We start from the raw sequence: 13,708 nt of genomic DNA, 5'->3' as shown, positions 1-13,708 counted from the left end.
GATGGCTTTTATACTTTCCTCATAATCAACGCCTGCGCATTAAGCATCGCTTCCTTAGTACTGACATCTAAGGTTTTCACGTTCGCAAAGCGTTCGATCTCTTTAATTGCCACATCATGAGCAAAAATCACCAACCTCGCCCGCTCAATGTCTTTCTGTGTAATGCGATTGCCGATTCCGTTGGCCCCCTGCGTTTCGACTTTAATCCGAACCCCAAGATGATGAGCCGCCTTTTCCAAAGACTTAGCCGCAAGAAACGTATGAGCGACACCAGATGGACAAGAAGTGATCGCCAATACATCCGCTTGTCCTTCTTCCGTTATCGAGCCACCCGTAAACTGATTAGAACTTGCTTCACCTTCGACCACGTTCTTTTTCAGTAGTATCACGATCAGAGCCGTCGTCAGTGCTCCTGCTAATGTCCCGACGATATAGCCAATTTTGCCGTCAACCACCGGCAACACTATCCAGCCGCCCCATGGTGCATGGTTGATGACATGGAACATAAAGCCAACCACATTACCAACAATGCCACCAGCAACAACAGCGGGCAGAACACGTGCGGGATCAGCTGCTGCAAATGGAATCGCGCCTTCACTGATGCCGATCATTCCCATGATACCGGCGGCTTTACCCGCTTCACGCTCGTCTCTTTTAAATTTCTTAGGTGATATGAAAGTGGCAAGAGCCATACCTAGAGGTGGCGTACAAATGGCAATACCGACGCCGCCCATTAGCCAAGGTTGAGTATTCACCTGAGTTTGGGCAAACAGCGTTGCTACTTTATTAATTGGACCGCCCATATCAAAGGCCGTCATCGCACCTAAAATACTGCCCAACACCACTTTTCCTGAGCCTGCCATGCCAGTCAGCATTTGGTTCATCTCAAGCATCACATACGCGATAGGAGAGCCAATCACCCACATCACCGCGCCACAGGTAATGAAGGTGCCAACTAAGGGATAGATGAAGATAGAACTCAGCGAGATCATACTGTCAGGGAGTTTGATCTTCTTAAGTAGATTCACCACAAAGCCAGCGAAGAATCCGACCACAATTGCACCAAGGAATCCAGTACTGTACTGATTCACTGCGAGCCAAGAACCAATCATGCCCGGAGCTAAGCCCGGTTTGTCGGCCATCGAGTACGCAATGTAACCGCCCAGCACCGCAGTAAACAACGTTAAGCCTGCAATGCCCATCTGTGCGATATCAGCTAACACACCGCTCTCAGGCACAGCGCCATGACCAGACATCATTACCGACAAAGACAAAAGTACCCCACCCGCTACCACGAATGGGATCATGTGCGAAGTACCGTACAACAAGTGTTCTTTAAGACGATTAAGAGATTGTGCCCAAGGGCTTAATGGTTCGCTGTAAACTTCATGATGACTAGAAGCGTAGCTATCGAAAGATTCAGAATTCACTTCGAGAAACAGCTCTTGAGCTTCCTCGACCGACTCTACCGCCTTTAATTTTGTAACAAAACCATCTTCGATCAATCGAGTTGAGATCTGAGCCAGAACCTCAATATGATGATCATCGCTATTGTCTGGCGACGCGAGCATAAAAAACACATCCGACAGTTCGCCGCCGTCTGCGCCATAATCGATACCCGTTCGGCTAATACCTACCGCCACAGCAGGTTTAGCTACAGCAGTGCTTTTCGCGTGTGGAATCGCAATACCATCATCAAAGCCCGTATTGCCGATGGCCTCACGCTTCCAGATATCATCAAGGAATTCACTTTTATTGGAGAGCTTGCCCGCACGGTCAAGCAGTTCGACAAGCTCTTCAAATACCGCCTGTTTTGAGTCTGCCTTTAAATCCAGACAGATAATCTCCGGCTCTATAATGTCAGTGATGTCCATGTGCTGCCTCGTCCGAGTACCAATTTAAGTAAATGAGATAAAGAGGTTAATAATATAAAAAGACTAACGAGGCAAGGCCGCTCGATATATAGGAGGAAAGGTGCATTAACTGGATAATTGTAACCAAGAAGCAAGAGTGTGACGTTCACCTTTGAATTAAAAACGGGAATCCATAAACTTCCTAGATTCAGATAGTCCCATCGATCCAAGTAAACTGTCGATCTAAGCACACCGAGAATAATAATGAGAATTGTAGCGGTAACTGCGTGCCCTACAGGCATTGCGCACACCTATATGGCAGCTGATGCGCTAAATAAAACGGCCCCAAAATTCAATGTTTCAATCAAGGTTGAGACTCAAGGCGCTATGGGGATTGAAAACTTACTGACAGGCCAGGATATTACCCTCGCAGACAAAGTGTTGATCGTCTCTGATATCGACATCGAACAACCAAGCCGATTTGACCCCGCGAAAACCGTCTTCATTCCCATGGAAGAGGTGTTATTGAGTGTCGATAAAGTCTTTATCAAGCATTGTCGAACTTAAACCTTTCATGAATGAATATCAGATCACCTTCTTCGTTGACGATCCTGCCGCGAACTCACACGTCGCGCAGCCGTTGACTCGTTTAGCGAAGAAGTTCAAAAGCAACATCCGCATTATCAACATCACTCAAAATCGAACCGCTGATCTCTCCAAATCTGTCGCGATGTTACAAGTGGGTTTACTTCGTGGCGATTTATGCCAGATCACCGCAGTAGGTATTGATGCTGAACTCGCATGTTTTGTAATAAAAGACGTGATTGCTGAGCATTACGACATGGTTGGCTCACAAGTGAATCATGAGTTCTCTAACGATTTAATCCAGCGTATGCCTCAGATATGCCCGCCTTGTGACATCAAGTGGCACCACGCTAAGGCGCAAACTCAACTGACAAAATTTGAGTGCTTGAAAGGGCTCGCTCACCTCGTTTATCCAGAAGATCCAGATGAGCTGATTTTGGCTTTCATTAAGCGAGAAGAACGCTCTTCAACCTGCGTGTCACCAGGGATCGCGCTGCCCCATGTGATGTTTGAATCTACTCAAGATCTCTCGATCGCGGTCATCGTCAGTGACAACCCGATTGACTGGGCATCTCAAATTGGCCAAGTACACGTAGCTATCGCTTTAGTACTGCCAACCAAGCCGCAACATGAACACATTGTGGCGGCTACCAACCTAACTAGAAACCTACTTCACGATCAGGTCAACGAGCGTTTGCAAAAGACTCGAAGCAGTGTCGATTTACAAGCCTTGTTGATGTATATCTCATCTCGCCTACTTTAAGGCTACTCACTCCAAAATACGGCTCAACAAAAAAATACGCTCCGACTTAAAAAGACGGCTTAACTAAATAGAGCCTCGATATTCAGTCGGCGTTCTACCGGTGCGATTCTTAAATACTCGACAGAAGTAGTTCACATCCTTAAAGCCGCAACGTAATGCCACTTCATTGAGCTTGAAATTGTACTTCTTGAGCATGAATTTGGCGCGGTCAACACGGACTCGGGTGATGTATTCTGCCAGCGTCATGTGACCTTGTTGACGGAACATTCGCGACAAGTGATTGGATGAAATACTAAAGCGTGAGGCAATGCTGTCTCGGGTGATCTGGCGGTGGAAGTTTTCTTGAATGTAGATACAAATCCCCTGATACACATCCTGTACTCGGCTATGAGATTTTTCTACGGGCGCTTCCAGCATGGTTTTACTGTATTGCAGTAGAGCTTGCAGCAATAACTCATCCATCGGCTGCTTGTTACTCTCTCTCGCTAGTGAGCTGAGAGCCTCCAAAATGTTATCAATTGCAAACCCAGAGCGAGTCTGAATACTGTGTTTTTGGATATCGTAAAAGCTCTCCTCGCCTTTGCGCTTACTCACCAAACTTAAACCAAGCTGACGACGACCAAACAACATGCTCAACACCGAGCAGTCAGTATCCCAGTTTGGCTTGTTCCAACAGTTGGGTGGGATGAAAATCGCGTCTCCGGCTTTGGCGATAACGTTGGTTATTTTGCGATCATGACTCTCCATTTCATTAATATACTCTCCGTCTAGCACTAACTCTAAGCGCGGAAAGTTCACCTGATAACTGCACGCTGAAGGCGTGTGAAAATCTCCAGCAAACCAGATGTTATGAAACGGTTCTCGCTCGTTTAATACCGACGAGATTAAGTCATGAAATATCATTATTCGAACTCTTATAAGCAGCAATAAGGCTACCGGAATAGATATACCTGTAACTGAAACATAGCGCTATTGAGCAAAATCACAATTTGAGATCTAGGTTACAAAAATCTAGTCACGGAAATAAATTTCCAGTAACAAAACTGACCTAGCACGTTCCTGCCCTGATAAACAAATACGCTGCATCCCTTATAAATAAAAGCCTCAACACATCTTAAACTCTGTCAACACCGCCCTTAAAACAGCCACTCGACCGATCAAAATCACACTCCACTTATAACGCAACAATCATCCAGTAAATGCGTTTTTTCTTCACTACAGAAGGCAAGCCGTAGATTCCAGAATACCTCTAACAAAATAAAAACAGAGAAGGGTTCATTATGATCACGACATTGATCAATCAAGATTTGATTAAGCTTTCGCTTAGCGCTAATTCAAAAGAAGACGTATTTAAAGAGCTGATAGACGTGCTGTACGCACAAGGCCGAATCTCAGACAAAGTACAGTTTCTTGCCGACATTAAGGCGCGTGAAGAACAAGGTAATACAGGGTTTGAAGAAGGCATTGCCCTGCCACATGCGAAAAGCAGCGCGGTGATCAAACCCGCGGTTGTTATCGGCGTCCACAAGCAGGGTATCGAGTACGGCGCCGATGACGGTCAGCCATCAAAACTGTTCTTCATGATTGCTTCTCCTGATGGCGGCGATAATCACCATATTGAAGTATTGGCAGAGCTTTCTTCAAAACTGATTGAAGAAGGCTTTATCGAAAGCTTCATGAATGCTCAATCTGAACAAGAAGCATTAGAACTACTGCTTAGCAAACCTGAGCCTTCAGAAGCGGAAACCAACGAAACTGCAACCAACTTAGAAAAACAAGGCTTCATCATTGGTGTGACAGGCTGCCCAGCTGGCGTTGCACACACTTATTTGGCCGCTGAAGCACTAGAGAAAGGCGCGGCGGCTCTTGGCTATGACATCAAGGTCGAAACCAATGGTTCTATTGGTGTTAAAAACAGCCCGACTCAAGAAGAGATCGAACGTGCAGACGCGATTGTCGTGGCTTGTGACAAGCAAGTAGACATGGCTCGCTTTGCCGGAAAACGCGTCATCAGCACCAACGTAAAAGCACCAATCAAAGACGCGCAAGGCTTGATTAAGCAAGCTCTCAATGCACCTAGTTACCAAGCTGAACAAACGCCGACCAACCAATCTGTTGTAGAAAAAGCCTCACAAGCGCGTTCAGACCTTTATCGTTACTTGATGAATGGCGTATCTCACATGATCCCATTCGTGGTGACGGGCGGCCTTTTGATTGCGCTTGCACTAGCCATTGGCGGTGAGCCAAGCGAATCTGGCATGGCGATTCCTGCTGGCAGCATGTGGAACCAAATCCTAGAAGTGGGCGTGGTTGCCTTCACATTGATGATCCCAATCTTGGCTGGCTACATTGCTTACGCGATTGCTGACCGCCCTGCTCTAACCCCTGGTCTTATCGGTGGTTGGATTGCTAACAACGGCTCTTTCTACGGCGCTGACGCAGGTACAGGCTTCATTGGCGCAATCATCGCGGGTTTATTAGTGGGTTACTTCGTTAAATGGATTACTTCGTTTAACTACCACAAATTCGTTCAACCACTTGTGCCTATCATGATCGCTCCGATCACTGGCTCTTTGTTCATCGCAGGTCTGTTCATTTTTGTTATCGGTGCACCTATCGCTGGGCTGATGGATGCTCTTACTGCACTACTAACGAGCATGAGCACAGGCAACGTGGTTCTGCTTGGCATCGTCCTTGGTGGCATGGCCGGTTTCGATATGGGCGGTCCATTCAACAAGGTGGCATTCCTTTTCTCGGTCGGCATGATTGCCAGCGGTCAAACTCAATTCATGGGCGCGATGGCGTGTGCAATTCCTGTGGCTCCACTGGGTATGGCCATCGCAACCAGACTTGGCCGCAAGTTCGACCTATTCGAATCTTCTGAAATCGAAGCAGGTAAGGCAGCAGGCGCAATGGGCTTGGTGGGTATCTCTGAAGGTGCGATTCCTTTCGCGGCTCAAGATCCGATGTCGGTTATCCCAGCCAACGTGCTTGGATCAATGACAGCAGCGGTTATGGCGTTCTCATTTGGTATCACCAACAGCGTTGCTCACGGTGGCCCTGTTGTGGCTCTGTTAGGTGCTATGAACTACCCACTGCTGGCACTTCTGTGTATGGCATCAGGTGCGGGCGTAACAGCGGTTACTTGTATCGCGCTTAAAAATCTACGTAAAGCCAAGCTAACGACAGCAGCGGCTTAAGCCATTTCAACTCCAATGGCTTGAGCCCCTCTACTCTCCTTTTTTAGTCGCTAATACTTTGGTTGCTAGTTTTTTACTAATGAGTAAATCGAGTAGAGCTCAAGCCATGTTTCCCTTCATGGTGATTTCGATGTCTGATTTTTCTTTAGCGAACGATTCGTTCGTACAACGCTTTTTCTACCCTATGACCAACGTGATTCAAAACTACGCATGGGGTAGTCCTTCTTCGTTTAGCCAACTGTTTGGTATTGATAACCAGTCTGGTGAGCCGCAAGCGGAGATCTGGATGGGTGCTCACCCGAATGGTTGCTCAATGGTCACTGATAACGGGCAGCAGACCACATTGTCGAACCTGATTTCGAAGAACCTAAGCCTGTTTCTAAGCGAAAAAGTAGCAAGTCGTTTTGGTGAGCTGCCATATCTATTCAAGGTGTTAGCAGCGGAGAAAGCGCTATCGGTGCAAGTTCACCCGAACAAGCAACAAGCGGAATCTGGCTACGCTCTTGAAGAGCAGCAAGGCATTCCGATGACAGCGGGTAACCGCAACTACAAGGATCCCAACCACAAGCCAGAGCTGGTATATGCATTAACCGACTACACCGCGATGAATGGCTTTAGGTCGATCAACGAGATTCTTGAGCACTTCCATTACCTCGATATTCCTGAGCTGCATTCGATGGTCAATGACCTAGCGGGCGACCAAACTCCCAATGGATTAGCGAGCTTCTTCGCGAGCTTATTGTCTTTACAAGGCGAACAAAAAGGCATGGCGCTGACTATGTTACTGATGAAGGCCAAGCTTTCAGATACACCTGTGTTTCAGTTGATTTCAGAACTGGAAGAGCAATACCCGGGCGATGTCGGGTTGTTTGCTCCACTGCTATTGAACGTGATCACTCTAAAGCCGGGGCAAGCCATGTATCTGGATGCAGAAACGCCCCACGCCTACATCAAAGGAACTGGATTAGAGATAATGGCGAACTCTGACAACGTACTCCGCGCAGGATTGACGCCTAAATACATGGACGTGAATGAACTGGTTTCTTGTACGAGATTTAATGAAAAGCCTGCGGATAGATTACTGCTAAGCCCAATAGAGCAAGGTGATGTGATGGAATATCAAATTCCAGTCGAGGATTTTAAGTTCTCTATCGTGCAGAATTCTCACCAGAGAAAAATCACTACCGAAGGTGCCGAGATCCTACTACCTCTCGACGAATCTATGGTGCTTACTCACCAATGTGGCGAAACCTGCGTGATAGAGAAAGGCCAGTCGGTGTTTATTCCTGCTTATGCTGAGAGTTACAAACTGGACTGCGTTGGACGTGTAGCGCGCGCTTACAGCTAGCTCCATCACCACTAATCACACACTATCTATGCCCTGCTGTTGCGGGGCATTTTTGTTTCTGATGAGACCAGTCTACGTGTCAAAAACATAAACAAATACGTTATCAAATATGACCCATCTCACACTGTATTAATGATGCAAATCACACTTAATTTTGCTGGATACAAATGTACAGTGAAGGGCTTTTATTTGCTATTTCGCGAATCGGGTTAATCCATTAATTTTAATTCAAGAACTTCAATAGTGAATGAGTTAATAAATGATCACACAGCTAACCAACGTCAACTTAATTAATAACAACCTTCAAGCGAATAATAAAAAAGAACTGTTTGAAGAATTGGCAGGCATGTTATTTGAAAACAACCGAATCAGTAATAAAGAAGCCTTCTTGGCAGACATCGAAATTCGTGAATCTCAAAGCATCACTTCTATGGACGGCATCGCTTACCCACACTCAAAAAGCAAGGCTGTCACTGAGCCGGCAATCGCTGTCGGTGTTAAGCGCAAAGGCATTGAGTATGGCGATGAAGACGGCATTAACCCAACCGTGTTTTTTATGATTGCCTCACCCGACAACGGTGCTGATCATCATATTTATGTACTACAAGAACTGTTTGGAAAATTCAGCGATGAATTTATTCAAGATATACATAACGCAAAAGACGAACAACAAATCCTTAATATTTTAATTAATTCATAAGGCGTAGAAAATCATGAGCACCCTAACAACTCAAGCTACGAATACCAGTAGTAACTCTAATAACAAAAACAGTAGTAGCGACTTTAAAAAAATCCTTAGCACCATGAAAGGCCACCTGCTTTTCGGAACCTCACACATGCTGCCTTTCATCGTAGCCGGTGGTGTTCTATTGGCTTTAGCGGTAATGGCATCAGGCAAAGGTGCTGTACCTGCAGACGGCCTGCTAGCAGACATCTCTAATATCGGTATCAAAGGCCTTGTTCTTTTCCCAATCATTCTTGGCGGCTTTATTGGTTACTCAATTGCAGATAAACCGGCACTGGCACCTGCGATGATCTCTTCTGGCATCATGGCTGACATGGGCGGCGGCTTCCTTGGTTGTATCGTGGCTGGCTTTATCGCCGGTGGCGTGGTGTTCCAGCTTAAGAAAATCCCACTTTCTACCAACATGACCGCGCTAGGTGCTTACTTCATCTATCCGCTTCTAGGCACGTTAATCTCTGCCGGCATCGTACTGTGGGGCATTGGTGAGCCAATCAAACTGTTCATGTCTTCAATGAACGAGTTCCTAGCTTCAATGGCTGGCGCGTCTAAGATGGTTCTGGGCACAATCCTTGGCGGTATGACCGCGTTTGATATGGGCGGCCCTATCAACAAAGTAGCAACGCTATTTGCTCAAACTCAAGTAGACACGCAACCTTGGCTAATGGGCGGCGTAGGCATCGCGATTTGTACACCACCTCTAGGCATGGCACTGGCGACTTTCCTATTCAAAAACAAGTTCTCTAAACAAGAGCAAGAAGCAGGCAAAGCAGCAGCAATCATGGGTTCTATCGGTATCTCGGAAGGTGCTATCCCATTCGCAGCAAACGACCCAATGCGTGTACTTCCTTCAATCGTTGCCGGTGGTATCGTGGGCTGTGTATTCGGCTTCATGACAGACGTTCTACTGCACGCACCGTGGGGCGGCCTAATCACTGCGCCAGTATCAAGCAACATTCCAATGTACGTCGTCGGTATTGCGCTAGGTTCACTAACAACAGCGGTTATCGTTGGTTTTTGGAAACCTGTAGCGGTTGAAACCGAAGAAGACATGGTTGAAGCGCCAGTACAAGCTCAAACAGCGCCTGTAGCAGGCGAAGGCGAGTACGACATCGTAGCCGTAACATGTTGCCCTTCTGGTGTTGCACACACCTTCATGGCAGCGAAAGCACTGGAAAAAGCAGGCTTAGCAGCAGGCCTTAAGATTAAGGTAGAAACTCAAGGTCAAAACGGTATTCAGAACCGCATCACCGACCTAGATGTAGCGAACGCGAAGCTAGTTATCTTGGCTCACGATATTCAAGTGAAAGACGCTCACCGCTTTGCTAACGCGAACGTGATTGAGTGTTCAACGAAAGAAGCGATGAAGAAAGCCGCGGACATGGTGGCTATTTAAAACCTGAAACAAGTTAGAAGATAAAATTACTACCCCCTAGTAACTAAAATCCCCATTCGCCTTGTCAGCGAATGGGGATTTTATATTTATATAATGTTCAAAGCTTTTTACTGCTTGATATAAAGATCCTTAGAATAGATTCGGCCTTCAACGTTATTCTTCGCAAAGCCACCGACACTTGGTCGCACTAGGCGAGCTTGCATGTAGTAGTAGATTGGCGCGATCGGCATGTCTTCAGCCAGTAACTGCTCCGCTTGGTCATAGAAACCTTGGCGTTCTTGCTCATTAGTTGCAGCCAATGCGCTATCCATTGCTGAGTCGTACTTTTCGTTGTTGTAACGAGCAAAGTTGCCTGAAGATTCAGAACGCAGAAGGCTTAAGAAGGTCGACGCTTCATTGTAATCACCACACCAAGATGCTCGCATCACATCAAAATCACCTTGGCGACGTGATACTAAGTAAGACTTCCACTCTTGGTTTTCCAACTCAACTTGCGCGCCTAGGTTACTTTTCAGCATGGATGCAATCGCCACCGCAATCGACTTATTCGATTCACTGGTGTTGTAAAGCAATTTAAAATCTAACGGGTTAGAAGCATCGTATCCGGCTTCTTTCAGCAACTCTTTCGCCTTTTGGTCACGGTCCCTTTGAATCCATGTACTGTACTCAGGTTGAGTGGCATCAAAACCTGCCGTGTATTCATGAGCAAAGGTATAAGCCGGTAAGTTACCTACTTGAGTCACGCCATTAGTAATCACATTACGCATCATGGAATAAGACACCGCTTTACGCACTCGCGCATCATCAAACGGAGGGCGCGTGGTATTGAACGCGTAATAGTATGTACACAATAAAGGTACCGCTGTATACGCGTCTTGATATTTCATTTTTAGCTGCTGCGCCATGTGTGTCGGCACATCAGACGTAATATCGACCTCGCCCACCGCATAGCGATTAATCGACGCATTCTGGTTCTCAAACGGAATGTAAGTCACTTGGGTTAAGTGCGTATCTGAACTGTCCCAATAATTAGGGTTCTTCTCCAGTTCAATGCGCTCGTTAACCACCCACTCGCCTAAAACAAACGCACCATTGCCAACAAACTGCTTAGGATCGCTCCACGGCTTATCGCTGTTTTCTAGCGTTGCCTTGTGAACGGGCATCATTGAAGTATGGCCTGTCATCGCCACAAAGTATGGCACTTGGCTATCGAGTTCGAATTTCACCGTATGCTTATCAACAGCCGAGATACCGAGCTCTTCAACGGGCTTCTTACCTTCAGCTACATCAGCGATGTTGTTGATTTGAGTAAGCTTGAGATACCACACATTTGGCGAAGCGAGTTTCGGGTCAACCGCGCGTCTTATCGCATACACGAAATCATCGGCTGTCACCGGATCGCCATTCGACCATTGCGCATCTTTACGCAAGTGGAATACAAACGTCTGGTTGTCTTCGGTTTCCCAAGATTCCGCGACACCTGGAGTGATGTTGCCATCGCGATCTTGGATCACTAAACCTTCAAACAGGTCACGTAGAATGTGCATTTCAGGCAAGCCTTCTGCCTTTGCCGGATCGAGTGTCGCAGCTTCTGCATCATTGGCTCGCACCAAATGTTGGTCTTTTGCCAGTGAAACACCAGCAGGTAAGGTTTCAGCAACGGCAGTCACTGAGATAAAAGGGGTCAATAAAGATGAAATGAGTAAAGCCGTTGAATGTTTCTTAAAATCCATGTTTTTTTGCTCTCCTAGCCTATCTTTGAAGCAAAGTAATAAAATTAACAATGCGACGGTTGACGAGTTTTGACGCTATGGTTTATTTAATAGAAGTCATCTAAATAGTAGTGACTATTTGATAGTACTTGATCAATCAGGAGATTAAGGTGAGTTTAATTCCAAGAACGGAAAGAGCTGCGTTTTCGATAAAGCCGCTGTCATATGGAAAATCGGTGTTGGGTGCGCCTTTGCTCTATTTCCCCGCACAAGTAGAAAGCGAATCTCGCGGGCTGATTTTAGCGGGCACACACGGCGATGAAACCGCTTCTATCGCGGGTTTATCTTGCGCCCTGAGAAGCTTGCCTGCCGCCAACTTACGACACGATATGATCTTATCGATGAACCCAGACGGCAATCAACTAGGCACTCGCGCTAACGCCAATCAAGTCGATTTAAACCGCGCCTTTCCAACTCAAAACTGGACAGAAAATGGCACCGTCTATCGCTGGAGTTCTCACACCCCTGTCAGAGATGTAAAAGTGAAAACGGGACAAGCCAACCAACTTGAACCTGAAGTGCAGTCGCTCATCAACCTCATCGAACAGCGTAAGCCTAAATTCGTCATATCTTTCCACGAACCACTCGCCATGGTCGACGACCCAACTCAATCAGAACTCGCCACTTGGCTAGGCAAACAGTTCAACCTACCGCTCGTTGAAGACGTCGACTACGAAACCCCAGGCTCATTCGGCACTTGGTGCCAAGAAAAAAACCAACCGTGTATTACCGTAGAACTACCGCCCGTTTCAGCGGATTTGACTATCGAACAGTATTTGGAGGCGTTTGTGGCAGTGTTGGGGTGTGAGGGGATTGGTTAGACAAAAACGTTTTAGGTGTGTTGCTCTAAACCGTTTCGATCAGGTTAGAAAAAGTATGTTGAATACCTTGAGCGTCTGTATGGCTGTTTATTGCTAAAGATTTACTTTTTGCCTACAAATTTTTATTCAGCCATTTCATCGTATGATCTCGCATGTCGTTGGAAAAGTAATGCGATTCATCAGCTAAATTGAACTCAATTTCAGTATTGTTTTTATCGTATTTACTCTTCACTTTTTCATAAAAATCCTTCGCGAAATTGGCAGGAACCCAATCATCTTTATCACCATTTATGATCAACATAGGGCGACTTTCATTTTCTATAAGGTACAAACATGGATCAATCTCTGCCATATATCTAATAGCTAACTTCTCGTCATCACTAAGAATCTTATTAATTGAATCGGCTTCTAAAGCGAACTTCTCCAAGCCGACAAAGTCAGGAGAGCCGATAATTGATACCGCAACTTTAATTCGTTTATTTTGGGTCAAAGAATAAAATGTGGACATTGCCCCCATAGAGATACCCACAACCGCAATCCTCGATGGATCAATTCTCATATCTTCCTGATAATGCTCAATGAGTGTATTTATATCGTCTGAATTCTGCTTGATAACCCCCGTCATTCTTTTGATAAATCTCGAATGGCTGCTAGCGTTTTGAGCATTACCATCATCTCTTTCGCCGTGTTTATCTGCATCAAAGCAGATAACAGAATAACCCTGAAGAGCTAAATTTAAAGCTAGATTAGAGCCTTCATATTTATCATTGCTCCAACCGTGGCAGATGATGACTAAAGGATTATTTACCGACTCTTTTTTACAATAGAGCAGATATGTAATCTCACAGACCTTACTTTTTTCTACTACAACACCTTCCATGAACACTCCATATTTTTCAATATATTAGTTTACGAGTACCATAAACAGTCAGACTTCAGAAAACACTAACGCTGATTAGACGAAAAATTATCGTCTTTTATCTTTCCATAGTGCAACTTAATGCGCATAAATTCAATTAACAACCAACAGCTTAAGTCACATGATGAGAATTTTGGTTTGCCAAGTGTCACCTATTGACAGAGATTCTGATTTACCAGTTAGCTCGGATAAGTCTTAGTAGTGCAAACTCAGATTAACAGCATATGAATGAGTAAAAGGTCTATCAAATAATGGGGCACTTTTGAGCTAGAAAGTGCCACGGGTAAAAATTCGACCTATGAAGGTTCT

The 13,708-nt window shown here is 45.7% G+C and carries 11 protein-coding genes; 7 read left to right on the top strand and 4 right to left on the bottom strand.

Annotated elements, in window-relative coordinates:
- Nucleotides 1-8: 8 nt before the first annotated feature.
- Nucleotides 9-1,874 (bottom strand): fructose-specific PTS transporter subunit EIIC, encoded by a 1,866-nt coding sequence (locus AB6D07_RS16855; protein ID WP_017103504.1) that lies wholly within the window; start codon nucleotides 1,872-1,874, stop codon nucleotides 9-11.
- A gap of 243 nt (nucleotides 1,875-2,117) precedes the next feature.
- Between AB6D07_RS16855 and AB6D07_RS16850 the strand changes: the two genes are divergently transcribed.
- Together AB6D07_RS16850 and AB6D07_RS16845 are read left to right on the top strand one after the other, a co-directional pair.
- A complete protein-coding gene (locus AB6D07_RS16850; RefSeq protein ID WP_009846233.1) occupies nucleotides 2,118-2,420 on the top strand; it encodes a PTS fructose transporter subunit IIB in 303 nt (100 codons plus the stop codon).
- Nucleotides 2,421-2,427: 7 nt separating this feature from the next.
- Nucleotides 2,428-3,201, top strand: a complete 774-nt coding sequence (locus tag AB6D07_RS16845; protein WP_017100110.1) for a PTS sugar transporter subunit IIA — start codon at nucleotides 2,428-2,430, stop codon at nucleotides 3,199-3,201.
- Between the two features lie 63 nt (nucleotides 3,202-3,264).
- Here the strand turns inward: AB6D07_RS16845 and AB6D07_RS16840 are convergent, their stop codons facing one another.
- Nucleotides 3,265-4,104, bottom strand: a complete 840-nt coding sequence (locus tag AB6D07_RS16840; RefSeq protein WP_009846231.1) for a helix-turn-helix transcriptional regulator — start codon at nucleotides 4,102-4,104, stop codon at nucleotides 3,265-3,267.
- Between the two features lie 377 nt (nucleotides 4,105-4,481).
- On the opposite strand from AB6D07_RS16840, the gene AB6D07_RS16835 reads away from it, so the two are divergent.
- The 4 genes from AB6D07_RS16835 (at nucleotide 4,482) to AB6D07_RS16820 (ending at nucleotide 9,887) form a co-directional block, all read left to right on the top strand.
- Complete coding sequence (locus tag AB6D07_RS16835) at nucleotides 4,482-6,401, top strand: fructose-specific PTS transporter subunit EIIC (RefSeq protein WP_017103502.1); 1,920 nt, start codon at nucleotides 4,482-4,484, stop codon at nucleotides 6,399-6,401.
- A 130-nt stretch (nucleotides 6,402-6,531) separates the two neighbouring features.
- Complete coding sequence (gene manA / locus AB6D07_RS16830; RefSeq protein ID WP_017103501.1) at nucleotides 6,532-7,749, top strand: mannose-6-phosphate isomerase, class I; 1,218 nt, start codon at nucleotides 6,532-6,534, stop codon at nucleotides 7,747-7,749.
- Nucleotides 7,750-8,008: 259 nt separating this feature from the next.
- The gene (locus tag AB6D07_RS16825) at nucleotides 8,009-8,449 is read left to right on the top strand and encodes a PTS sugar transporter subunit IIA (protein WP_017103500.1); all 441 of its coding nucleotides are present in this window, start codon (nucleotides 8,009-8,011) and stop codon (nucleotides 8,447-8,449) included.
- Nucleotides 8,450-8,462: 13 nt separating this feature from the next.
- The gene (locus AB6D07_RS16820; protein WP_012601120.1) at nucleotides 8,463-9,887 is read left to right on the top strand and encodes a fructose-specific PTS transporter subunit EIIC; all 1,425 of its coding nucleotides are present in this window, start codon (nucleotides 8,463-8,465) and stop codon (nucleotides 9,885-9,887) included.
- A gap of 107 nt (nucleotides 9,888-9,994) precedes the next feature.
- Here the strand turns inward: AB6D07_RS16820 and AB6D07_RS16815 are convergent, their stop codons facing one another.
- Entirely contained in the window at nucleotides 9,995-11,620 is a 1,626-nt protein-coding gene (locus AB6D07_RS16815) for an ABC transporter substrate-binding protein (protein WP_029223003.1), read from the bottom strand.
- Nucleotides 11,621-11,778: 158 nt separating this feature from the next.
- On the opposite strand from AB6D07_RS16815, the gene mpaA reads away from it, so the two are divergent.
- The gene (gene mpaA, locus AB6D07_RS16810) at nucleotides 11,779-12,480 is read left to right on the top strand and encodes a murein tripeptide amidase MpaA (RefSeq protein ID WP_241810816.1); all 702 of its coding nucleotides are present in this window, start codon (nucleotides 11,779-11,781) and stop codon (nucleotides 12,478-12,480) included.
- Between the two features lie 112 nt (nucleotides 12,481-12,592).
- Here mpaA and AB6D07_RS16805 read toward each other — a convergent pair whose 3' ends face one another.
- On the bottom strand, nucleotides 12,593-13,360 hold the full coding sequence (locus AB6D07_RS16805; protein WP_017103497.1) for a S9 family peptidase: 768 nt from the start codon (nucleotides 13,358-13,360) through the stop codon (nucleotides 12,593-12,595).
- Nucleotides 13,361-13,708: the final 348 nt, after the last annotated feature.

This window comes from Vibrio sp. 10N.239.312.C11 (assembly GCF_041466065.1).
GTDB lineage: Bacteria > Pseudomonadota > Gammaproteobacteria > Enterobacterales > Vibrionaceae > Vibrio > Vibrio tasmaniensis_A.
The sequence above is the reverse complement of the archived record's forward strand: the minus strand, read 5'-3'. Positions and strand labels throughout refer to the sequence as shown.

Excerpts from the sequence above, each read along its gene's own strand:
- AB6D07_RS16845 (WP_017100110.1), top strand. The coding sequence starts at position 2,428 with ATGAATGAATATCAGATCACCTTCTTCGTTGACGATCCTGCCGCGAAC.
- manA (WP_017103501.1), top strand. The coding sequence starts at position 6,532 with ATGTCTGATTTTTCTTTAGCGAACGATTCGTTCGTACAACGCTTTTTC.
- AB6D07_RS16835 (WP_017103502.1), top strand. The coding sequence starts at position 4,482 with ATGATCACGACATTGATCAATCAAGATTTGATTAAGCTTTCGCTTAGC.
- AB6D07_RS16850 (WP_009846233.1), top strand. The coding sequence starts at position 2,118 with ATGAGAATTGTAGCGGTAACTGCGTGCCCTACAGGCATTGCGCACACC.
- AB6D07_RS16805 (WP_017103497.1), bottom strand. The coding sequence starts at position 13,360 with ATGGAAGGTGTTGTAGTAGAAAAAAGTAAGGTCTGTGAGATTACATAT.
- AB6D07_RS16825 (WP_017103500.1), top strand. The coding sequence starts at position 8,009 with ATGATCACACAGCTAACCAACGTCAACTTAATTAATAACAACCTTCAA.
- AB6D07_RS16855 (WP_017103504.1), bottom strand. The coding sequence starts at position 1,874 with ATGGACATCACTGACATTATAGAGCCGGAGATTATCTGTCTGGATTTA.
- AB6D07_RS16815 (WP_029223003.1), bottom strand. The coding sequence starts at position 11,620 with ATGGATTTTAAGAAACATTCAACGGCTTTACTCATTTCATCTTTATTG.
- AB6D07_RS16820 (WP_012601120.1), top strand. The coding sequence starts at position 8,463 with ATGAGCACCCTAACAACTCAAGCTACGAATACCAGTAGTAACTCTAAT.
- AB6D07_RS16840 (WP_009846231.1), bottom strand. The coding sequence starts at position 4,104 with ATGATATTTCATGACTTAATCTCGTCGGTATTAAACGAGCGAGAACCG.